Source organism: Streptomyces yamdrokensis (genome assembly GCF_053890455.1).
Window position 1 is genome coordinate 7,082,135 of record NZ_CM132679.1, and the last position, 20,443, is coordinate 7,102,577.

Genomic DNA, 20,443 nt, shown 5'->3' on the forward strand with positions numbered 1-20,443 from the left:
CAACCGGCTCACGGTTCACAACAGGCTCAGCAGACTCATGGTTCACGGCTGACGCATCGTTCACAGCAGACTCACGGCCGTGTCCACCGCTTCCTCCACACTGCCGCCGGCCGGGTAGAGCAGCGAGCGGCCGACCACCATGCCCTGCACGGAGGGCAGCTTCAGCGCCCTGCCCCACCGCTCGTACGCCGCCTCCTGGTCGCCGACCTCGCCGCCGAGCAGGACCACGGGCAGCGTGGAGCCGCGCAGGACCTCCGCCATGTCGTCGGCGTTCTCGGTGACGGGCAGTTTCAGCCAGGTGTAGGCGGAGGTGCCGCCGAGTCCGGAGGCTATGGCGATGGAGCGGGTGACTGCCTCGGCGGACAGGTCGTTGCGGACCCTGCCGCCGGCCCGGCGCGAGATGAACGGTTCCACGAACACCGGGAGCCGGCGTTCGGCCATGGCGTCGACGGCGCGGGCGGTGGACTCCAGGGTGGTCAGGGACCCCGGGTCGTCGTAGTCGATGCGGACCAGCAGTTTGCCCGCGTCGAAGCCGAACCGCTCGATGTCCTCGGGACGGTGGCCGGTGAAGCGGTCGTCCATCTCGAAGGCCGAGCCGGCCAGACCTCCGCGGTTCATCGACCCCATGACGACCTTGTTCTCGAGCGCGCCGAGCAGCAGCAGGTCCTCGAGGATGTCGGCGGTGGCCAGCACCCCGTCGACACCGGGCCGGGACAGCGCGACGCACAGCCGTTCCAGCAGCTCGGCGCGGTCGGCCATGGCCAGGGGCCGGTCGCCGATGCCGAGCGCACCCCGCGCGGGATGGTCGGCGGCCACGATCATCAGCCGTCCGCTGTCGCCGATCAGCGGACGGCGGGCCCGGCGGGCGGCCGCCTCGGCGACGGCCTCCGGATGCCGGGCCCGGACCGTGGTGAGGTCACAGATGCTGAGGTTCAAGGAAGGACTCCGTTCAGGACTGGCTCGGCAGGCTCATGTCGCCCGGCGGCACGGCCCGCGCGAGGAGGTCCGCGACCTCCGGCCCGGTGGGCATGGCGGACGAACAGGCCAGGCGCGAGGCGACGAGGGCGCCGGCGGCGTTGGCGTGGCGCATGGTGCGCTCCAGGTCCCAGCCCGAGAGCAGACCGTGGCAGAGCGAGCCGCCGAAGGCGTCGCCCGCGCCGAGACCGTTGACCACGTCCACCGGGACCGGCGGCACCTGTGCGCGGGTGCCGTCGCGGTGCACGGCGAGCACTCCCCGGGGGCCCTGCTTGACCACGGCGAGTTCCACACCGGCCGCCAGCAGCGCCTCGGCGCACGCCTCGGGCTCGCGCACTCCGGTGGCGACCTCGCACTCGTCGAGGTTGCCGACCGCGACCGTGGCGTGCCGCAGGGCCTGGCGGTAGTAGGGGCGGGCCTCGTCGGGGTCGCGCCAGAACATCGGGCGCCAGTCCAGGTCGAACACGGTGGTGCCCGCCTTGGCACGTGCCTCGAGCGCGTCGAGCGTCGCCCGGCGGCTCGGCTCCTCGCTCAGACCGGTGCCGGTGATCCAGAAGATCCCGGCCGCGCGGACGGCGGCGAGGTCCAGCTCGGCGGTGTGGATCTCCAGGTCGGGAGCCTTGGGCCGGCGGTAGAAGTACAGGGGGAAGTCGTCCGGCGGGAAGATCTCGCAGAAGGTGACCGGCGTCGGGTACGCGGCGACCGGGGTGACCCACCGGTCGTCGACGCCGAAGTCCCTCAGGGCCTCGTGCAGATAGGTGCCGAACGGATCGTCTCCCGTACGGGTGATCACGGCCGTGGAGCGGCCGAGCCGGGCGGCGGCCACCGCCACGTTCGCGGCCGAACCGCCGAGGAACTTTCCGAACGTTTCGACTTTTGTCAGCGGAACGCCGGTCTCCAGTGGGTAAAGGTCGACCCCGATGCGGCCCATGGTGATCAGGTCGAAATACTGTGGTGCGTCTGAGTCGGTCATCGAGCGAAGCTCCTCGAACTGCTGGGGATGCGGGTCCCGGGACGCCCTGCCACGGTGGGGCGTGGAAGCCGGGGACCTGCCGCCTCTCAGGTGTAGGTCTCGAAGGGCGGCGATGTCAATAGTTTGTACTTACATTCGGACTAGCAAGTGAAATGATGTCTTAACAAAGTATTGACAGAGTGCGCGTCAGGGACTTTGATCCCGTCCCAGCACGACAGCTGTTTCGCACGACGACACAGACCCGGACGTCCGAGGCTCCGGGGAGGATCCTCGGACCCCCGCCCTTTTTCCGCGTAGCACAGTGAGGTGCAGGCAAGATGGACCGCTCTTCCCACCACCGCCCCCGCAGAATCGTGCCCCTCGTCGCGGTGGCCGCGGCGGCCGCCCTGACCCTCGCCGGCTGCTCCAGCGGCTCCGGCGGCAAGAAGGCCGAGGAGGGCGGCGGCGACGGCGCGTCGGCCGGCAAGGCGGACACGCCCGAGATGACCGTCGCCCTCGTGACCCACCAGGCGCCCGGTGACACCTTCTGGGACATCGTCCGCAAGGGCGCCGAGGCCGCCGCCGCGAAGGACAACGTCGATCTCATCTACTCCGCCGACCCGAACGCCGGCAACCAGGCCAACCTGGTGCAGAACGCGATCGACCAGAAGGTCGACGGCATCGCCGTCACCCTCGCCAAGCCGGACGCCCTCAAGAGCGTCCTCGCCAAGGCGGAGAAGGCCGGCATACCCGTCGTCGGCCTCAACTCCGGCCTGAGCGACTGGAAGGACCTCGGCCTGCTGGAGTTCTTCGGCCAGGACGAGTCCGTGGCCGGCGAGGCCTTCGGCAAGAAGCTCAACGAGGTCGGCGCCAAGAACACCGTCTGTGTCGTCCACGAGCAGGGCAACGTCGGCCTGACCCAGCGCTGCGACGGTCTGAAGGAGACCTTCGAGGGCGAGACCCAGATCCTCAACGTCAACGGCACCGACATGCCGTCGGTGAAGTCGACGATCACCGCCAAGCTCAAGCAGGACTCCTCCGTCGACTACGTCGCCACTCTCGGCGCCCCCTTCGCGCAGACCGCGGTGCAGTCGGTCGGCGACGCCGGCAGCGAGGCGAAGGTCGCCACCTTCGACCTCAACAAGGACCTGACCAAGGCGATCCAGGCCGGCGACATCGAGTTCGCCGTGGACCAGCAGCCCTACCTCCAGGGTTACCTCGCCGTCGACGGCCTGTGGCTCTACGAGAACAACGGCAACTACAGCGGCGGAGGTGAGCAGCCGGTGCTGACCGGCCCCGCGTTCGTCGACGAGTCCAACGTCGACGCGGTCGCCGAGTACGCCGCGAAGGGCACTCGGTGATGAGTATGACCCGACAGGCTGAGCCGGCGGTGACCCCACCGCCGGCCCCCGGCCCGAAGGAGACCGACGGCCGCACCGCGCGGCGCCCGCCGGCACTGCGGCTGCTGGCCAGGCCCGAGGTCGGCGTCTTCCTCGGCGCCCTGGCCGTGCTGGTCTTCTTCCTGATCGCCGCCCCGCCCATGCGGGACGGCGGCTCGATGGCGAACATCCTGTACCAGTCGTCGACCATCGGGATCATGGCCCTGCCGGTGGCGCTGCTGATGATCGGCGGCGAGTTCGACCTGTCGGCCGGGGTCGCCGTGGTCACCTCGGCGCTCACCGCGAGCATGCTCGCCTACCAGCTGTCCATGAACGTCTGGGTGGGCGTGATCGTCGCCCTCGCGGTGTCCCTCGCCGTCGGCCTGTTCAACGGCTGGTTCCTGGTCAGGACGGGGCTGCCCAGTTTCCTCGTCACCCTCGGCACCTTCCTGATCCTCCAGGGCGTCAACCTGGCCGTGACCAAACTGGTCACCGGGAACGTCGCGACCGACGACATCAGCGACATGGACGGCTTCGAGCAGGCCAAGGCCGTCTTCGCCTCGAGCTTCGAGGTCGGCGGCGTCCAGGTGAAGATCACCGTCGTGTGGTGGCTGATTTTCGCGGTCCTGGCCTCCTGGGTGCTGCTCCGCACCAAGTACGGCAACTGGATCTTCGCGGTCGGCGGCAACAAGGAGAGCGCCCGCGCCGTCGGTGTGCCGGTGACGTTCACCAAGATCTCCCTGTTCATGCTGGTCGGCTTCGGCGCCTGGTTCGTCGGCATGCACCAGCTGTTCTCCTTCAACACCGTCCAGTCCGGCGAGGGCGTGGGCCAGGAGCTCATCTACATCGCCGCCGCGGTGATCGGCGGCTGCCTGCTGACCGGCGGCTACGGTTCCGCGATCGGCCCGGTCTTCGGCGCCTTCATGTTCGGCATGGTGCAGCAGGGCATCGTCTACGCCGGCTGGAACCCGGACTGGTTCAAGGCCTTCCTCGGCGTGATGCTCCTCGGCGCCGTCCTCATCAATCTGTGGGTCCAGCGCACGGCGACCCGGAGGTGACCGCAATGACCGACGACACGACCGGCACTCACGGCGGTGTCCTGCAGGACACCGCCCCCGACGGGAAGCACCCCCTGGTCGAACTCCGCGGAGCCGGCAAGTCCTACGGCAACATCCGCGCCCTGCACGGGGTCGACCTGGCCGTCCACCCCGGCCGCGTGACCTGCGTACTCGGTGACAACGGTGCCGGGAAGTCCACCCTCATCAAGATCGTGTCCGGGCTGCACCAGCACACCGAGGGCGAGTTCCTCGTCGACGGCACCCCGGTACGGTTCTCCACCCCGCGCGAAGCCCTCGGCAAGGGCATCGCCACCGTCTACCAGGACCTCGCCGTCGTTCCGCTGATGCCGGTGTGGCGCAACTTCTTCCTCGGCTCGGAGATGACCAAGGGCCCCTGGCCGGTCCGCCGTCTCGACATCGAGCGGATGAAGAGGACCGCGGACGAGGAACTGCGCAACATGGGCATCGTCCTGGACGACCTGGAACAGCCCATCGGCACCCTCTCCGGCGGCCAGCGCCAGTGCGTGGCCATCGCCCGCGCCGTCTACTTCGGCGCCCGCGTCCTCATCCTGGACGAGCCCACCGCCGCGCTCGGCGTCAAGCAGTCCGGTGTGGTGCTGAAGTACATCGCCGCCGCCCGTGACCGCGGCCTCGGCGTCATCTTCATCACCCACAACCCGCACCACGCCTACATGGTCGGCGACCACTTCAGCGTCCTGCGCCTGGGCACCATGGAGCTCTCCGCGGCCCGCAGCGAGGTCTCCCTGGAGGAACTCACCAACCACATGGCCGGCGGTACCGAACTCGCCGCCCTCAAACACGAGTTGGCGCAGGTCCGCGGCGTCGACGTCGAGGAGCTCCCCGAGGAGGGAGAGCTCCAGGCCCCCGCAGTGGCATCCCCGGAAGGAAAGTCCTGACATGGCAGTCGCGCTCGACCGCATCAGGGTGGGCTCCGCCCCCGACTCCTGGGGCGTCTGGTTCCCCGACGACCCGCAGCAGGTGCCCTGGCAGCGCTTCCTCGACGAGGTCGCCGAGGCCGGCTACTCCTGGATCGAACTCGGCCCCTACGGCTACCTCCCGACCGACCCGGCCCGCCTGAGTGACGAGGTGAAGAAGCGGGACCTCAAGGTCTCCGCCGGCACCATCTTCTGCGGACTGCACCGCGGCCCCTCCGAGTGGGAGTCCACCTGGGAGCAGGTCAGCCGGGTCGCCTCGCTCACCCGGGCCATGGAGGCCAAGCACCTGGTCGTCATCCCGTCCTTCTGGCGCGACGACAAGACCGCCGAGATCCTGGAGCCCCCGGAGCTGACCACCGAGCAGTGGGGCCACCTCGCCAGGGGCATGGAACGCCTCGGCCGCCAGGTGCGGGACACCTACGGGCTCGACATCGTCGTCCACCCGCACGCCGACACCCACATCGACACCGAGGAGCACGTCGGGCGCTTCCTCGACTCCACCGACTCCTCCCTGGTCAACCTGTGCCTGGACACCGGGCACTACGCCTACTGCGGCGGCGACAGCGTCAAGCTCATCGAGACCTACGGCGAACGCATCGGCTACCTGCACCTCAAGCAGGTCGACCCGGACGTCCTCGCCGACGTGGTCGCGAACGAGATCCCGTTCGGTCCCGCCGTGCAGCGCGGCGTGATGTGCGAACCGCCCGCCGGAGTACCGGAGCTGGGCGCGGTCCTGACCGCGGCCCAGAAGCTGGATGTGGACCTGTTCGCGATCGTCGAGCAGGACATGTACCCCTGCGAGCCGGACAAGCCGCTGCCGATCGCGGTCCGCACCCGCAGGTTCCTCCGCTCCTGCGGCGCCTGACACCGCCGGACGACCCGGAAGGGAGGCGGGAGCCGTGCACGGCAACCAGCCCCTGGGAATCGCCGTCATCGGCACGGGCCGCATGGGCGCGGACCACGTGCGCCGGATCGACCGGGTGATCAGCGGCGCGCGGGTCGCCGCCGTCGCCGACACCGACGCGGAACGGGCCAAGGCGGTGGCCGCCGGCATCGACGGCTGCACCGCGCACACCGACCCGGCCGCCGCGATGGCGGCGGCCGGAGTCGACGCGGTGCTCGTCGCCTCCCCGGGGCCGGCCCACGAGGCCGCCCTGCTCGCCGCGTTCGAGCTGGACCTGCCCGTCCTGTGCGAGAAGCCGCTCACCCCCGACGCGGCCTCCGCGCTGCGCGTCGTCGAAGCCGAACAGGCACTCGGCCACCGCCGGATCCAGGTCGGCTTCATGCGCCGCTACGACGCCGAGTACGTCCGCCTCAAGGCGCTGTTGGAGACCGGGCGGCTGGGCCGCCCCCTGATGCTGCACAACCGGCACCGCAATGTGAGCAGTTCCCCGTTCTTCAGCAGCTCCATGCTGATCACCGACTCCGTCTCCCACGAGGTCGACGTCACCCGCTGGCTGCTGGGCCACGAGATCACGGCGGTCACGGTGCTCACCCCCGACTCCTCGGCCGGGGCGCCCGACGGGCTGCGCGACCCGCAGTTCGTCGTCCTGGAGACCGACGGCGGCGCGCTGAGCGACGTCGAGATCTTCGTCAACTGCGGCTTCGGCTACCAGGTCCAGGCCGAGGTGGTCTGCGAGCGCGGCACCGCCCGTGTCGGCGACGGCCACCACCTGGTCACCAGCACGGCCGGCCGCTGGGGCGGCACCATCACCCAGGACTGGACCGAACGCTTCGCCCAGGCCTACGACGACGAGCTCCGGGCCTGGGTCGACACCACCCGCCGGGGCGAGGTCGACGGCCCCAGCGCCTGGGACGGCTACGCGGCGGCCGCCGTCTGCGAGGCCGGCGTCCGGGCCCTGGAGGAGGGCGGCCGGGTTGCGGTCGAACCGGCGGAGAAACCGGCGCTGTACCGGTGAGGTGATGCAACGCGTGGGTGGGGCCGCCCTTTCGAAGGGCGGCCCCACCCACACTGTTCATCCCACCGGAGTCCAGGGGCGCGTACCGCCGCTCACGCCTGCCGCACTTCCTCGACGGTGACGGGGCGGTGCTCGTGCAGGGACAGGGTGCAGGCGTCGGCGATCCAGCCCGCCTCCAGGGCGTCCGCCACCGTGCACGGGGACGGCCGGGAGCCGGCCACGACCTCGGTGAACGCCGTGAGTTCGGCGCGGTAGGCGGTGGTGAAGCGGTCCATGAAGAAGTCGTGCGGGGTGTCCGCGGGGAAGGTCGCCCCGGGCTCCACCGACCGCAGCGGCAGTTTGTCCTCCAGACCGACCGCGATGGAGTCCGTGAAGCCGTGGATCTCCATGCGGACGTCGTAACCCCGGGCGTTGTGCCGGCTGTTGGAGACCACGGCGACGGTGCCGTCGTCCAGGGTGAGGATCGCGCCGGTGGTGTCGGCGTCGCCCGCCTCCTTGATGTAGGCGGCGCCCCGGTTGCCGCCGACCGCGTACACCTCGGTCACCTCGCGGCCGGTCACCCAGCGGATGATGTCGAAGTCGTGCACGGAACAGTCGCGGAAGATGCCGCCCGACGCGGCGATGTACGCGGCCGGCGGCGGCGCCGGGTCCAGCGTGGTCGAGCGCACGGTGTGGAGCCTGCCCAGCTCTCCGCTCCGCACGGCCGCCCGCGCGGCGACGAAGCCCGCGTCGAAGCGGCGGTTGTAGCCGATCTGGATCGGCACGTCGCGGCCCTCGACCGCCTTCAGCACCCGCGCCCCCTCGGCCATCGTGCGGGCCACCGGCTTCTCGCAGAACACGGGGACGCCCGCCTCGACGCAGGCGAGGATCAGCCCGGGGTGGGCGTCGGTCGCCGCGGCGATCACCACGCCGTCCACGCCGGCGGCGAGCACGGCCTCGGGGGAGTCCGCGACCTCGGCGTCGAAGCGCTCGGCGGCGGCCTTCGCGGCGTCCGCGAACGGGTCGGAGACGACGAGCGACTCGACGGAGCCGAGCCCGAAGAGGGTCTCGGCGTGGAAGGCGCCGATACGGCCGAGACCGAGGATTCCGATGCGCATGGGGGTGGTGCTCCTTGGGTGCGGGGTGCGGGGTGCGGGTGCGGGTGCGGTCTTGCGCGGGGGGAGAGAGCGGGGGGAGGGAGTGGGGTGTGGCGGGTGCTGCCCTGTCAGTCGAGGCCGCCGAGGACGTTCTGGTCCCAGTCGATCACGGAGCCGGTCACCACGCCGGAGCGGTCGGACAGCAGCAGGACCACGAAGTCGGCGATCTCGTCCGGCCGGCCCAGCCTGCCCATGGGCAGCCGGACGGCTGCCCGCTCGCGCCAGTCGTCGCCGGCACCGTGGAAGGTGCGCTGGGTGGCGTCCTCGCCCTCGGTGGCGGTCCAGCCGATGTTCAGCCCGTTGATCCGGATCCGGTCCCACCGGTGGGCGTGTGCGGCGTTGCGGGTGAGGCCCATCAGTCCGGCCTTCGCGGCGACGTAGGGCGCCAGGAAGGGCTGTCCGCCGTGCGCCGACGAGGTGATGACGTTGACGACCGTGCCGGGTTCCTCGCGCCGCACCATGTCCGCGACGGCGGCCTGCATGGCGAAGAACGGTGCCTTGAGGTTGATCGCGATGTGCTGGTCGAACAGCTCGGGTGTGGTGTCCAGCAGGGTTCCGCGCGAGGTCAGCCCCGCCGAGTTCACCAGGCAGTCGACCCGGCCGTACGCCTGTACGACCTCGGCGACGGAGCCCCTGGCCTGCTCGGCGTCGGCCAGGTCGGCGCGGACGAACACCGCCCTGCCGCCCGCGGCGGTCAGCTCGGCCACGAGGGCCTCACCCGGCTCGGGCCGCCGCCCGGTGACGGCCACGTCCGCCCCCTCGCGGACCGCGGCCCGCGCGACGGCGGCGCCGACACCCTGGCTGCCACCGTTGACGAGGACGACCTTGTCGTCGAGAAGTCCCATGTCCGTGTTCCGGTTCCTCTCAGCTCTCACGCCGTCCGGCGCCGGCCCGCAGCGCCTCCCGCAGGGTCCGCACGGTCCAGCCCTCGCGCAGCGCCCGTCGTACGAGGTCCGCCTGCGAGGGCGGGGCCAGGCCGTCTGCGGGCGGGTCGTTGTCGAGGTTGGTGGGGAAGGGGTAGCCCTCCGCGCTCGCCGCGATCACGTTCTCCTGCCACTGCTCGCCGGCGCCCTTTGCCCGGCTCTTGAGCAGCACCGGGTAGACGGCGCCCGTCACGGTCTCGCGGTCCACCGTCTCCATGGCCCGGCCGAACGCTGAGGACACCTGGAGCAGGTTGGCCATGCGCCGGATGTCCGCCGAGCGGTTGGCGCCGGCGGCGTGGAGCAGCGCCGGGTTGAAGAAGACCGCGTCGCCCTTGGCGAGCGGCAGCTGTACGTGGTGCTCCTCGAAGTACGCCCGGAACCCGGGGAGCCGCCAGGCGAGGTAACCGGGCCCGTACTTCTGCGAGTGCGGCAGGTACAGCGTGGGCCCGGACTCGACGGGCATGTCGCAGTGCGCGACCGCGCCCTGCAGGGTGAGCACGGGGGAGAGGCGGTGCACGTGCGCCGGGTAGGCGGCGGCGGCCTCGTTGGAGAGGAAGCCGAGGTGGTAGTCGCGGTGCACGGTCTGGGCCGCACCGCCCGGATTGACCACGTTCACCTGGGAGGTGACCTGGTAGCCGGGGCCGAGCCAGGCCGCGGACACCAGCGCGATCACGTCGTTGGCGTAGTAGTCGGCGAAGGCCTGCGGGTCGTAGAGGGCGGCCTTCTCCAGGGCGTTCCACACCCGGTCGTTGGCGCCCGGCTTGGCGAAGTGGTCGCCGGCGGTGGCACCCGTGGCGCGCTGCTCGGCGATCAGGGCGTCGAACACGGCGGTGGCCCGGTCCACGACCGCCGGGTCGGGGAAGGCGCCCCGGACGATCACGACGCCGGGGCCGTCGGCGAGGGCGCGTACCAGCTCGGCCTGGACCTCGCGCCGGTCGGCGAGGGAGAGCCGGTCGGCGTCGTAGAGCAGCACGTTCTGCTCCACGGCACAGGCGTGCGGGTAGGCGGAACGGTCCGTGGTCCGCTCGACCAGGGCACGGAACGCGTCCAGGTCGCAGTCCTGCTCGGACAGCCAGTGCCGCTGCCGCGCGGACGGCTGGGCCGGGGTGGAGGCGGTGGAGAAGGACATGCTCGTCCCTTCGGGTCACGTTTCGGGTCACGGGGGACTCGGCTCTGTCATTCTTGTCAGTACAAAGCCTTCGAACAACCAGCAGTCAGCCATCAAAAACCCCTCAGGAGTCTCAGGAGCCGGTCGCATGGGCCACCCTTTCCTGATCAGGGAAATCGCACGTCAGGCAGGTTTGAGCGAGGCCACGGTCGACCGGGTGCTCAACGGCCGGGGCGGGGTGCGGGACAGCACCGCGCAGGAGGTGCGCCGGGCGATCGCCGACCTGGACCGGCAGCGCACCCAGGTACGGCTGGTCGGCCGTACGTTCATGGTGGACATCGTGATGCAGTCGCCGGCGCGGTTCTCCACCGCCGTCCGTGCGGCCCTGGAGGCCGAACTCCCCTCCCTGCGACCGGCCGTGGTCCGCTCCCGCTTCCACTTCCGCGAGACGGGTCCGGCGGGGGAGCTGGTCGCCGCCCTCGACCGGATCGGACGGCGCGGCTCGCAGGGGGTGGTTCTCAAGGCCCCGGACGTCCCCGAGGTCACCGCCGCCGTCGGCCGGCTCGCGGCGGCGGGCATCCCGGTGGTGACGCTGGTGACCGACCTGCCCGCGAGCGCCCGTGTCGGCTACGTCGGCAGCGACAACCGGGCGGCCGGCGCGACCGCCGCGTATCTCATGGGGCAGTGGCTCGGCGGTGGCCCCGGCAATGTGCTCACCAGCCTCTCCAGCGGTTTCTTCCGCAACGAGGAGGAGCGCGAGATGGGTTTCCGCAGCGCCATGCGCGCCCGGTACCCCGAGCGCGCCCTCGTGGAGATCGCCGAGGGACAGGGCCTGGACACCACCCAGTACGAGCTCGTCCGGGCGGCGCTGGACCGCGACCCGGACATCCGCGCGGTCTACTCGATCGGCGGTGGCAACATCGCCACCCTGCGGGCCTTCGAGGACGCCGGGCGCGAGTGCGCCGTGTTCGTCGCGCACGACCTCGACCACGACAACACCCGGCTGCTGCGCGAGCACCGCCTGTCCGCCGTGCTCCACCACGATCTGCGCCACGACCTGCGCGAGGCCTGCCACCTCGTGATGCGCGCCCACGGCGCCCTGCCGCCCGCGGGGCCCACCCTCCCCTCCGCGATCCAGGTGGTCACCCCCTACAACATGCCGCCCGGCACGGTGGCCGGGTGACGGCTCGCGGTGAAGGAGCCGCGGCCCGGGCGTGTATCCCCGCCCGGCGGGCCGGGGCTGCCTACCGTCGTGCGCATGAGGAAACCGACCCCGGAAGGCGGGCCCGAGCGGCTGGTGACCCTCGCCGACGGCGTGTTCGCCATCGCCATCACCCTGCTCGTCCTTGACCTCTCCGTGCCGCGGGGACTGAGCCCCGAGGAGTACCACGACGCTCTGCGCGAGCTGCTGCCCAACCTGGGCGCCTACGCGATCAGCCTGGTGGTGCTGGCCGGCTTCTGGCGCGAGCACCGCGCGATCTTCCGCACCGTCCGGCAGGTGGACGGACAGGTGATCTCGCTGACCGTGCTCGGCCTGGGCGTCGCGGCACTGCTGCCGTTCCCGACCGCGCTGATCTCGGAGTACGGCGACGAGCGCGTCTCGGTGGTCATCTACTCGGCGGCGGTCGCCGCACTCGGCGGGGTCCATCTCATGCTGGCCGTCCTCCTCGCCAGACGCCCCTGGCTGCGCGGCGACGCGGCCCCGGCACGGGAGGAGGGGCTCTCCATCGCCGACCTGGGCTCGACGGTGGCGGTGTTCCTCGTGACCATCCCGCTGGCCCTGGCCGTCGGGCCCGCCGCCATGTGGTGGTGGCTGGTGCTGGTGCCGCTCAAGGTCTGGCTGGGCCGCCGGGAGGGCGCGGCCCGCTGAACCGTCACGAGGGGGCGTCCACCGTCACCCAGGCCCCGTTGCCGGCCGACCGCACCATCGCGTCCAGTACGGCCGCGCTGCGCACGGCGTCGGTGAGCGTGGCGCCGTACTCGGCGCCCTCGGCGACGGAACGCAGGAAACGGTGCGCCTCGATCACCTTCAGGTCGTCGTAGCCCATGGCGTTCGCCGCGCCCGGCTGGAACGCGCCGAACTCGCCGTCGCCCGGGCCGACGTGGACCGTGCTCACCGGCTGGTCCTGGTAGGCGGTGCCGCGGCTGACGCCGAGCTCGTTCATCCGGCGGAAGTCCCAGAACACGGCGCCCTTGGTGCCGTGCACCTCGAAGCCGTAGTTGTTCTGCTCGCCGACCGAGACCCGGCAGGCCTCCAGCACACCGCGCGCGCCGGAGGCGAAGCGCAGCAGGCAGTTGACGTAGTCCTCGTTCTCCACCGGGCCGAGTTCGCCGCCACTGGCACGGGCGTGGCCGGCCGTGGCACCGGCCGGGCGGGCCCGCTCGGGCAGGAAGATCGCCGTGTCGGCGGTCAGCGAGGCGATGTCGCCGAGCAGGAAGCGGGCCAGGTCGGCGCCGTGCGAGGCCAGGTCGCCGAGCACTCCGCTGCCCCCGCGCTCCCGCTCGTAGCGCCAGGTCAGGGCGGACTCGGGGTGGGCTGCGTAGTCGCTGAACAGGCGGATGCGGGCGTGGGTGACGGTGCCGATGTCACCGGCGGCGATCAGTGCGCGGGCCGCCTCGACGGCGGGCGCGTTGCGGTAGTTGAAGCCGACCGCGCTGCGGACGCCGGCCTTCTCGACGGCGTCCGACACCGCGCGGGCGTCGTCGGCGGTGAGACCGACCGGCTTCTCGATCCAGATGTGCTTGCCGGCCTCGGCCATCGCGACGCCGATCTCACGGTGCAGGAAGTTGGGGGCCGTGATGCTGACCGCCTGGACGCGGGGGTCGGCGGCCACGTCGCGCCAGTCGCGGGTGGTGCGGGCGAACCCGAACTGCGCGGCGGCCTCCTCGGCCCGGCCCGGCACCTCCTCGGCGACCGTGATCAGCTCCGGGCGCAGGGCGAGCTGCGGATAGTGGTGCGGCACGCGCGCGTACGCCTGGGTGTGCACCCGCCCCATCCAGCCGAATCCGATGACGGCGACACCGAGCGTATCCACCATGAGAGCCCTTCCTCGGACCGTTCCGTGACCGGACCGTTCCCTGTTCCGTCCAGCATTGTCCAGACAAACCTTGAGTGTGTACGGGTGAGGGTGTCAAGGAGGGTGACAGGCGGGCAGTACTTGTCCGCAAAGAAGTGAACAGAATTGTTGACCATTCTGTCTGGATAGGGTTAGGGTCACCAGGCACCCACTCAGGGGAGAGCGACGATGCCCGACCAAGTCCGCCCGAGCACCGGGGAGCAGGCCAAGCAGCACGCCGTCGCTCAGTTGCGCCAGGCGATCCTGCGCGGCGAGATGGCACCGGCCCAGCGTCTGGTGGAGAACGAGCTCGCCGAGCGGTTCGGGGTGACCCGGGCCAGTATCCGGGCCGCGCTCATCGACCTGGAGGCCCAGGGACTGGTCGAGCGGATCCGCAACCGCGGTTCACGGGTGCGGGTGGTGACCGTGGAGGAGGCGGTCGCCATCACCGAATGCCGGATGGTGCTCGAAGGGCTGTGCGCGGCCAAGACCGCCGCCACGGCCGACGACGCGCAACTGGACCGGCTCACCGAACTGGGCACGGCGATGTCCAAGGCCGTGGCCGACGGCGAGCCCCTTGTCTACTCCCAGCTCAACCAGGAACTCCACACCCGCATCCAGGAGTTCTCCGGCCAGCGCACAGCCGTGGCCCTGCTGGACCGCCTCAACGGCCAACTGGTCCGTCACCGTTTCCAGTTGGCGCTCAGACCGGGACGCTCGCAGCACTCCCTGACCGAGCATCTGGCCATGATCGAGGCGATCAGGGCCAGGGACCCGGAAGCGGCCGAGGCGGCCGTCCGCGCCCACCTGACCAGCGTGATCGAGGCGCTGAGCGGCTGACGGCCGGTCATTTGGCACCGTGGGGCGAGCGCCGCACGGGGTCTTTGGGGCAGCCTCGTATGCGGTAGGGTTGACCTGCGTGATCACGCGGTTCACCCGCGGACCGCATCGGGACGTGGCGCAGCTTGGTAGCGCACTTGACTGGGGGTCAAGGGGTCGCAGGTTCAAATCCTGTCGTCCCGACTTGCGAAGTAGCAGGTCGGAGGTCATTTCCGGTTGACCGGAAGTGGCCTCTTCGTCGTTCCTGGGGACCGGATGGGGACCGAGTGCCACGGGGCGGTCATGTGACGCCCCGTGACTCGGGCCAGGTGCGTCACCGGGGCGATCGTCGAACGCTCCGACCTGAGCAGGCGTTTCCCTTGATGCCGCGTCCGGCCGACAGGGCGCGGCCGCGCGCAAGCCGGCACCCCCATCGGGTTCGGCGGCCCGTTCCGTGTCGAACGGATCGCGCGCCCTCCCGTGGAGCAGTGGGAAGCAGCCGGGGTTGATCGTCCCCCTCCCGTGCCCGCAGGTTCGCCGAGCCGGTCCCGCGGTGGGCCGCCGGGCGATTGGGTGCGATATGTGCTTGATCTTGCTTTATGCGGTCTTTAGTGTTCGCCGGGAGGGAAGCGCTGCGAGGTCCGAGGCCCGTGCCACCGTCCGGAAGCGAGGTGTGGAGCGCGTGCACGCGAGGTGCGGCTGCCGGCCGGTTCCGGGTCGCAAGGGACGTCCCAGAGGGACGCGATGGCTGCGGGCGTTCGCCGTGCTGCCGTTGCTGGCGTCAGCGCTCACCGCTTGTGGCAGTGACGAGGGCTCCGGTGGACCCACCCTGAACTGGTACAACTTCCCCGACGACTCCGGTGCGCTCCAGAAGGCGGCCGACCGGTGCGGCCAGGCGTCGGGCGGCCGCTACAGGATCAGCTACAACAAGCTCCCGCGTGCCGCGGACGGCCAGCGCCAGCAGCTCGTCCGTAGACTCGCCGCCGAGGACGACTCGCTCGACATCCTGGGCCTGGACGTCACTTGGGCGGCGGAGTTCGCCGAGGCGCGCTGGATCCGGGAATGGACGGGGACGGCGAAGCGGCAGGCCGTCGAGGGCACCCTGCGCGTACCGCTGCAGACCTCGACCTGGAAGGGCAAGCTGTACGCCGTCCCGTACAACACCAACACCCAGATCCTGTGGTACCGCAAGGACCTGGTGCCCACCCCACCCAGGACCTGGGCCGAGATGCTGGACATGGCCGGAGCCCTCGCCCGGCAGGGCAAACCGCACTTCGTGGAGATCCAGGGCGCCCAGTACGAGGGTCTGACCGTCTGGTTCAACACGCTGATCAACAGCGCGGGCGGCTCCATCCTCAACGCGAGCGCGACCGAGCCCTCCCTCGGTCCTCCTGCCGTGCGGGCCGCCGGGATCATGCGTGATCTGGCGAACTCCCCGGCCGCGGACCCCTCCCTGCCCAACCAGATGGAGGACCAGAACCGGCTCGCCATGGAGTCGGGGACGGCGGCGTTCGAGCTCAACTACCCGTTCGTCTATCCGTCGATGAGGGCGAACAACCCCGAGCTGTTCAAGGACTTCCGCTGGGCGCCGTACCCTCGGGTCGACGCGAACCGCCCGGCACGGCCCACCATCGGCGGCATCGATCTGGCTGTGAGCGCCTACTCGCGCCACCCCGGCCTGGCCTTCGAGGCGGCGCTGTGCCTGCGCAACCGGGAGAACCAGCTCACCGCCGCGCTCGAGGGCGGTCTGCCGCCCACCCTGCGCGCCCTGTACGACGAGCCCGCGTTCATGAAGGAGTACCCCTTCTCCGGGGAAGTGCTGGCCGCCCTGGAGTCGGCGGGTGTGCGCCCGGTCACTCCGGTCTACCAGAACGTGTCGATCGCGGTCTCCCACACGCTGTCTCCGCCGTCCGGGATCACACCGGAGAGCTCGGTCGACACCATCGGGGAACAGATCGACGATGCCCTGCGATCCGAGGGTGTGATCCCGTGAACCACCACCTCCCGCACCACTTCGTCGCCCGGCGCCGCAGCGCGCGGGTCTCGTCCTTTGGCGGTCCGGGATGAGCACGCGGGCGCAACCCGCCGGAACCCCGCCGCCCCCCGGGCCAAAGACGGAGCAGGCGGGGCCGGACCGGGCGGGCCGGGCGGCACTCTCGGCGGGCGCCAGGCAGGAGCGGCGGCTCGGCTGGCTGCTCTGCGCGCCCGCCGTCGTCGTCATGATCGCCGTGACCGCCTACCCCATCGGGTACGCCGTCCATCTGTCCCTCCAGCGGTACGACCTGCGCTTTCCCGGACGGGCGGAGTTCGTTGGCCTGAGCAACTACGGGGCGGTGCTGTCCTCCCCGTTCTGGTGGGACGCCTTCTGGGTCACGCTGTTCATCACCGTCGTGTCCGTGGCGATCGAACTCGTCCTCGGAATGGGGCTCGCCCTGGTGATGCACCGCACGATCTTCTGGCGCGGCGTCGTCCGCACGTCGGTCCTCATTCCGTACGGGATCGTCACCGTGGTCGCCGCCTTCTCCTGGCAGTACGCCTGGACCCCGGAACTCGGATACCTCGCCGAGTTGCTGCCCAGCGGGGAGGCGCCGCTGACCGAGCAGTGGCCCGCCCTCTGGCTGATCGTCCTCGCCGAGGTGTGGAAGACGACGCCGTTCATGGGCCTGCTGCTGCTCGCGGGCCTCGCGCTGATCCCCGAGGAGGCCCTGAAGGCGGCCATGGTGGACGGCGCCACCGCCTGGCAGCGCTTCACCAAGATCATGCTGCCGCTGATGAAACCGGCCGTCCTGGTGGCACTGCTCTTCCGCACACTGGACGCGTTCCGGATCTTCGACAACATCTACATCCTGACCGCGGGCGCCCAGGGAACCGGCTCCCTGTCGATCCTCGGGTACGACAACCTGTTCACCGCGCTGAACCTCGGCATCGGGTCCGCGATCTCGGTCCTGATCTTCATCTGCGTCGGGATCATCGCCTTCACCTTCGTCGGACTCTTCGGCGCCGCCGCACCCGGCGCGGAGGTGAAGCGCTGATGATGGCCGCGGTGGGAAAGACGCACGCCGCCCGATGGGGTGTCATCAACGTGGTGGTGGTGCTGTACGCCCTGTTCCCGGTGTGGTGGATCGCCGCGCTGTCGTTCAAGGACCCCAGCACCCTGACCGACGGCAACTACATCCCCACGGACTGGACCTGGGAGAACTACCAGGGCATCTTCGAGACCGCCGAGTTCACCCGTGCGCTGATCAACTCGATCGGTATCGCCCTGATCGCCACGGTGATCGCGGTGGTGCTGGGCACCATGGCCGCCTACGCGGTGGCCAGGCTGCGCTTCCCCGGCAAGCGGGTGCTCATCGGCATGTCGTTGCTGATCGCCATGTTCCCGCCGATCTCCCTGGTGTCACCGCTGTTCGACATCGAGCGGACCATCGGGATCTTCGACACCTGGATCGGACTGATCATCCCGTACATGACCTTCTCCCTGCCGCTCGCGATCTACACCCTGTCGGCGTTCCTCCGGGAGATCCCCTGGGATCTGGAGAAGGCCGCCAAGGTCGACGGGGCGACGCCCGCACAGGCCTTCCGGATGGTCATCGTGCCGCTGGCCGCGCCGGGCGTGTTCACCACGGCCATTCTCGTGTTCATCTTCTGCTGGAACGACTTCCTGTTCGCGATCTCGCTGACCTCCACCGAGTCCGCGCGCACAGTGCCCGCCGCGATCGCGTTCTTCACCGGGAGTTCCCAGTTCCAGCAGCCCACGGGGTCGATCGCCGCCGCCGCTGTGGTCATCACCATCCCGATCATCGTTTTCGTCCTGTTCTTCCAGCGGCGGATCGTCGCCGGACTGACCTCCGGGGCAGTCAAGGGGTGAACGGGCCCACCACGGCAGACGGGTCTCCGGGTCCGGGACACCGACCGCAGCACCCGGACCCGGAGGCATGAAGTCAAGGAGGCACCATCCATGGCCGAGATCATCCTTGAGGGAGTCACCAAGCGCTTTCCCGACGGGGCCCTCGCCGTGAAGGACGTGGACCTCGAGATCGCCGACGGCGAGTTCGTGATCCTGGTCGGTCCGTCGGGATGCGGCAAGTCCACCACCCTGAACATGATCGCCGGACTTGAGGACATCACCGAGGGCACCCTGCGCATCGGAGACCGAGTCGTCAACGACCTCGCTCCCAAGGAACGCGACGTCGCCATGGTCTTCCAGAGCTATGCCCTGTACCCGCACATGAACGTCCGGGAGAACATGGGCTTCCCGCTGCGCCTGGCCAAGGTGGACAAGGCCACCGTCGAGGCCAAGGTGACGGAAGCCGCCCGGATCCTCGACCTGACCGAGCACCTGGACCGCAAGCCCGCCACCCTCTCGGGCGGTCAGCGCCAGCGGGTGGCCATGGGGCGGGCGATCGTCCGTGATCCCAAGGCGTTCCTGATGGACGAGCCGCTGTCCAACCTGGACGCCAAACTCCGGGTACAGATGCGCACCCAGATCTCCCGGCTGCAGCGGCGCCTCGCCACGACCACCGTGTACGTCACCCACGACCAGACCGAGGCGATGACGCTCGGCGACCGGGTCGTGGTCATGAGACAGGGCCTGGTCCAGCAGATCGGCACGCCTGCCGAGCTGTACGACCTGCCGCGCAACATCTTCGTCGCGGGCTTCATCGGCTCCCCGGCGATGAACTTCCTGAGCGCCACCCTGGAGGGCGGTGTCCTGCGCTCGTCCCTGGGCGACCTGCCTCTCGACGGCCGTACGAGGCAGTCGCTGGAACGGCGGAACGCGCCCCGCGAGGTCATCGTAGGGCTGCGACCGGAGGCGTTCGAGGACGTGGCCCTGTCACACGACCGGGACCGGACGGGCCCGGTCTTCAACGCCGTCGTGGAGGTACTGGAGTCGCTGGGATCCGATGTGTACGTCTACTTCACCGCGGAGGGCGGGCCCGCGACGACCACCGAACTGGAGGAGCTCGCCAAGGACTCGGGCCTGCGCGACACCGGCGCCGACACCCGTCACCTCGTGGCCCGCCTGGACGCCGCCACGCGTGCCCGCGAGGGCGAACCCGTGGAGCTGCAGGTCGACATGGCCAAGGCTCACGTGTTCGACCCGGCGACCGGAGCGAACCTTACGCATCCGGTGAGGGCGGACTGACGACGCACCCCACAGGGCGCGATCCGCATCCATGTACCCGGCGGCTCAGGAGGCGGCGGGTCCCTGTCAGATCCTCGAACCTGTACGCCATCACGCCACCGCGGCGGCGTACGGCTTCCTGAGACCGCGCTCGCCCCTGCACCGGTCCTGCGCCGGTACATCCGCCGAAAGGAAGCGCCCCGACATGACCGAACACGCCCGGGCGTCTGCCGGGGCCGTCGCCGCGGCTCTCCAGGACGTGGCGGCCCTCGGCGGTTTCTTCGTCATGCGCGTCGGCGGCCGGGACGAGGGCCGGCATCCGCTCGACCACTCCTACGCGGGGGGCTTCACCGACCCGGCCGAGGCCGTGGCGCACCAACCCGCTCTCGCGCTGAACGAGCAGGTGATGGGCCATCTGCGGGGGCCCGCGGACGGACTCCGCGTCAGGATCGCTCCGCGTCTGCTGGACGGGAGGGAACGCCGCCTCCGCACTCGCCGGGGCGGCCCACGCCCTGCTGGGGGCCCGCCCCGGGCTGCGTGAGCCGCTCACCGGCCTCACGGCCGAGCTGCTGGGGACCGGGCGACCTGCGGGTACGGGAATGATCACCGGACCGGATCTCACGTTCCGACGCCGCAGTTGCTGCCTCCACTACCGTGCACCGAACGGCTCGAAGTGCGGTGACTGCTGCCTGGCCGGCCGGGACGGACCGTGACAGGACCGGCTTTGGCGGCCGGCCGCGCTGCTGCGCCGGGAGGCTCGGGTGACGCCCGGCCTCCACGCGCCCGCTGTTCCCTCCCTGTGACGCCCCGTTGACAGAGGAGGACGCAGAACACACAATCAGTGCCGTGACCACACTCCGGTTCAACACGATGGCGGGGCCTCTGCGCGTCCCGAACCGAATCGGTTGTGAACGCTCCGGTCGATAATCGGCTGCCCTTGAGCCGCAGGCTCGACGCACCCCGACCCTGAACCCGTCCCGCGCCTCCGTCTTTCCGGCGGACGCTGCGGGCATCATTGCGCCCGGCCGTCCCGGCGG

The 20,443-nt window shown here is 70.6% G+C and carries 20 protein-coding genes and 1 tRNA gene; 15 read left to right on the forward strand and 6 right to left on the reverse strand.

From position 1 onward, the window contains the following. Positions 1-60 precede the first annotated feature (60 nt). Together ACWZEH_RS31310 and iolC are read right to left on the reverse strand one after the other, a co-directional pair. Entirely contained in the window at positions 61-936 is an 876-nt protein-coding gene (locus tag ACWZEH_RS31310; RefSeq protein ID WP_456194425.1) for a Cgl0159 family (beta/alpha)8-fold protein, read from the reverse strand. Between the two features lie 13 nt (positions 937-949). Then, entirely contained in the window at positions 950-1,948 is a 999-nt protein-coding gene (gene iolC, locus ACWZEH_RS31315; protein WP_456194426.1) for a 5-dehydro-2-deoxygluconokinase, read from the reverse strand. Positions 1,949-2,265: 317 nt separating this feature from the next. Here iolC and ACWZEH_RS31320 point away from each other — a divergent pair, with 317 nt between their 5' ends. Genes ACWZEH_RS31320 through ACWZEH_RS31340 form a run of 5 tightly spaced genes read left to right on the forward strand, consistent with a single transcriptional unit; the run spans position 2,266 to position 7,239 of the window. Then, a complete protein-coding gene (locus ACWZEH_RS31320; RefSeq protein WP_456194427.1) occupies positions 2,266-3,288 on the forward strand; it encodes a sugar ABC transporter substrate-binding protein in 1,023 nt (340 codons plus the stop codon). Beyond that, a complete protein-coding gene (locus ACWZEH_RS31325; RefSeq protein WP_456194428.1) occupies positions 3,288-4,364 on the forward strand; it encodes an ABC transporter permease in 1,077 nt (358 codons plus the stop codon). Before ACWZEH_RS31320 ends, ACWZEH_RS31325 begins: the two co-directional genes overlap by 1 nt. A 5-nt stretch (positions 4,365-4,369) precedes the next feature. After that, the gene (locus ACWZEH_RS31330) at positions 4,370-5,281 is read left to right on the forward strand and encodes an ATP-binding cassette domain-containing protein (protein ID WP_456194429.1); all 912 of its coding nucleotides are present in this window, start codon (positions 4,370-4,372) and stop codon (positions 5,279-5,281) included. 1 nt (position 5,282) lies between these two features. Further along, complete coding sequence (locus ACWZEH_RS31335; protein ID WP_456194430.1) at positions 5,283-6,185, forward strand: sugar phosphate isomerase/epimerase family protein; 903 nt, start codon at positions 5,283-5,285, stop codon at positions 6,183-6,185. A gap of 34 nt (positions 6,186-6,219) precedes the next feature. Then, positions 6,220-7,239 carry a Gfo/Idh/MocA family protein gene (locus ACWZEH_RS31340; protein WP_456194431.1) on the forward strand — a complete coding sequence of 340 codons (1,020 nt, stop codon included), beginning with the start codon at positions 6,220-6,222 and terminating at the stop codon, positions 7,237-7,239. A gap of 92 nt (positions 7,240-7,331) precedes the next feature. Here the strand turns inward: ACWZEH_RS31340 and ACWZEH_RS31345 are convergent, their stop codons facing one another. The 3 genes from ACWZEH_RS31345 to ACWZEH_RS31355 all read right to left on the reverse strand — a co-directional run bounded on the left by ACWZEH_RS31345 (position 7,332) and on the right by ACWZEH_RS31355 (position 10,427). After that, a complete protein-coding gene (locus ACWZEH_RS31345; RefSeq protein ID WP_456194432.1) occupies positions 7,332-8,336 on the reverse strand; it encodes a Gfo/Idh/MocA family protein in 1,005 nt (334 codons plus the stop codon). 107 nt (positions 8,337-8,443) lie between these two features. Then, positions 8,444-9,220: an SDR family oxidoreductase gene (locus ACWZEH_RS31350; RefSeq protein WP_456194433.1), complete on the reverse strand. Its 777-nt coding sequence runs from the start codon at positions 9,218-9,220 to the stop codon at positions 8,444-8,446. Between the two features lie 19 nt (positions 9,221-9,239). Further along, positions 9,240-10,427, reverse strand: coding sequence for a phytanoyl-CoA dioxygenase family protein (locus ACWZEH_RS31355; protein ID WP_456194434.1), 1,188 nt, complete (start codon positions 10,425-10,427; stop codon positions 9,240-9,242). Between the two features lie 127 nt (positions 10,428-10,554). Between ACWZEH_RS31355 and ACWZEH_RS31360 the strand changes: the two genes are divergently transcribed. Both ACWZEH_RS31360 and ACWZEH_RS31365 read left to right on the forward strand, forming a co-directional pair. Next, a complete protein-coding gene (locus ACWZEH_RS31360; RefSeq protein ID WP_456194435.1) occupies positions 10,555-11,589 on the forward strand; it encodes a LacI family DNA-binding transcriptional regulator in 1,035 nt (344 codons plus the stop codon). Between the two features lie 75 nt (positions 11,590-11,664). After that, positions 11,665-12,276, forward strand: a complete 612-nt coding sequence (locus ACWZEH_RS31365; protein ID WP_456194436.1) for a TMEM175 family protein — start codon at positions 11,665-11,667, stop codon at positions 12,274-12,276. A gap of 4 nt (positions 12,277-12,280) precedes the next feature. Here ACWZEH_RS31365 and ACWZEH_RS31370 read toward each other — a convergent pair whose 3' ends face one another. Further along, on the reverse strand, positions 12,281-13,444 hold the full coding sequence (locus ACWZEH_RS31370) for a Gfo/Idh/MocA family protein (RefSeq protein ID WP_456194437.1): 1,164 nt from the start codon (positions 13,442-13,444) through the stop codon (positions 12,281-12,283). A 207-nt stretch (positions 13,445-13,651) separates the two neighbouring features. On the opposite strand from ACWZEH_RS31370, the gene ACWZEH_RS31375 reads away from it, so the two are divergent. From ACWZEH_RS31375 to ACWZEH_RS31410, 8 genes are all read left to right on the forward strand, one after another. Then, a complete protein-coding gene (locus tag ACWZEH_RS31375) occupies positions 13,652-14,302 on the forward strand; it encodes a GntR family transcriptional regulator (protein ID WP_456194438.1) in 651 nt (216 codons plus the stop codon). Between the two features lie 109 nt (positions 14,303-14,411). After that, positions 14,412-14,485 (forward strand) — tRNA-Pro (locus ACWZEH_RS31380). 559 nt (positions 14,486-15,044) lie between these two features. After that, positions 15,045-16,274, forward strand: coding sequence for an ABC transporter substrate-binding protein (locus ACWZEH_RS31385; protein ID WP_456194439.1), 1,230 nt, complete (start codon positions 15,045-15,047; stop codon positions 16,272-16,274). Positions 16,275-16,344: 70 nt separating this feature from the next. Continuing rightward, entirely contained in the window at positions 16,345-17,313 is a 969-nt protein-coding gene (locus tag ACWZEH_RS31390; protein WP_456194440.1) for a carbohydrate ABC transporter permease, read from the forward strand. A gap of 2 nt (positions 17,314-17,315) precedes the next feature. Beyond that, the gene (locus ACWZEH_RS31395; protein ID WP_456199934.1) at positions 17,316-18,149 is read left to right on the forward strand and encodes a carbohydrate ABC transporter permease; all 834 of its coding nucleotides are present in this window, start codon (positions 17,316-17,318) and stop codon (positions 18,147-18,149) included. Between the two features lie 90 nt (positions 18,150-18,239). After that, positions 18,240-19,427 (forward strand): ABC transporter ATP-binding protein, encoded by a 1,188-nt coding sequence (locus ACWZEH_RS31400; protein ID WP_456194441.1) that lies wholly within the window; start codon positions 18,240-18,242, stop codon positions 19,425-19,427. Positions 19,428-19,611: 184 nt separating this feature from the next. Continuing rightward, positions 19,612-19,947, forward strand: coding sequence for a hypothetical protein (locus ACWZEH_RS31405; protein WP_456194442.1), 336 nt, complete (start codon positions 19,612-19,614; stop codon positions 19,945-19,947). A 58-nt stretch (positions 19,948-20,005) separates the two neighbouring features. Continuing rightward, entirely contained in the window at positions 20,006-20,119 is a 114-nt protein-coding gene (locus tag ACWZEH_RS31410; RefSeq protein ID WP_456194443.1) for a (2Fe-2S)-binding protein, read from the forward strand. The last annotated feature ends 324 nt before the right edge of the window (positions 20,120-20,443 follow it).

Excerpts from the sequence above, each read along its gene's own strand:
- iolC (WP_456194426.1), bottom strand. The coding sequence starts at position 1,948 with ATGACCGACTCAGACGCACCACAGTATTTCGACCTGATCACCATGGGC.
- ACWZEH_RS31320 (WP_456194427.1), top strand. The coding sequence starts at position 2,266 with ATGGACCGCTCTTCCCACCACCGCCCCCGCAGAATCGTGCCCCTCGTC.
- ACWZEH_RS31325 (WP_456194428.1), top strand. The coding sequence starts at position 3,288 with ATGAGTATGACCCGACAGGCTGAGCCGGCGGTGACCCCACCGCCGGCC.
- ACWZEH_RS31330 (WP_456194429.1), top strand. The coding sequence starts at position 4,370 with ATGACCGACGACACGACCGGCACTCACGGCGGTGTCCTGCAGGACACC.
- ACWZEH_RS31335 (WP_456194430.1), top strand. The coding sequence starts at position 5,283 with ATGGCAGTCGCGCTCGACCGCATCAGGGTGGGCTCCGCCCCCGACTCC.
- ACWZEH_RS31345 (WP_456194432.1), bottom strand. The coding sequence starts at position 8,336 with ATGCGCATCGGAATCCTCGGTCTCGGCCGTATCGGCGCCTTCCACGCC.
- ACWZEH_RS31350 (WP_456194433.1), bottom strand. The coding sequence starts at position 9,220 with ATGGGACTTCTCGACGACAAGGTCGTCCTCGTCAACGGTGGCAGCCAG.
- ACWZEH_RS31355 (WP_456194434.1), bottom strand. The coding sequence starts at position 10,427 with ATGTCCTTCTCCACCGCCTCCACCCCGGCCCAGCCGTCCGCGCGGCAG.
- ACWZEH_RS31360 (WP_456194435.1), top strand. The coding sequence starts at position 10,555 with ATGGGCCACCCTTTCCTGATCAGGGAAATCGCACGTCAGGCAGGTTTG.
- ACWZEH_RS31365 (WP_456194436.1), top strand. The coding sequence starts at position 11,665 with ATGAGGAAACCGACCCCGGAAGGCGGGCCCGAGCGGCTGGTGACCCTC.
- ACWZEH_RS31370 (WP_456194437.1), bottom strand. The coding sequence starts at position 13,444 with ATGGTGGATACGCTCGGTGTCGCCGTCATCGGATTCGGCTGGATGGGG.
- ACWZEH_RS31375 (WP_456194438.1), top strand. The coding sequence starts at position 13,652 with ATGCCCGACCAAGTCCGCCCGAGCACCGGGGAGCAGGCCAAGCAGCAC.
- ACWZEH_RS31390 (WP_456194440.1), top strand. The coding sequence starts at position 16,345 with ATGAGCACGCGGGCGCAACCCGCCGGAACCCCGCCGCCCCCCGGGCCA.
- ACWZEH_RS31395 (WP_456199934.1), top strand. The coding sequence starts at position 17,316 with ATGGCCGCGGTGGGAAAGACGCACGCCGCCCGATGGGGTGTCATCAAC.
- ACWZEH_RS31400 (WP_456194441.1), top strand. The coding sequence starts at position 18,240 with ATGGCCGAGATCATCCTTGAGGGAGTCACCAAGCGCTTTCCCGACGGG.
- ACWZEH_RS31405 (WP_456194442.1), top strand. The coding sequence starts at position 19,612 with ATGACCGAACACGCCCGGGCGTCTGCCGGGGCCGTCGCCGCGGCTCTC.
- ACWZEH_RS31410 (WP_456194443.1), top strand. The coding sequence starts at position 20,006 with ATGATCACCGGACCGGATCTCACGTTCCGACGCCGCAGTTGCTGCCTC.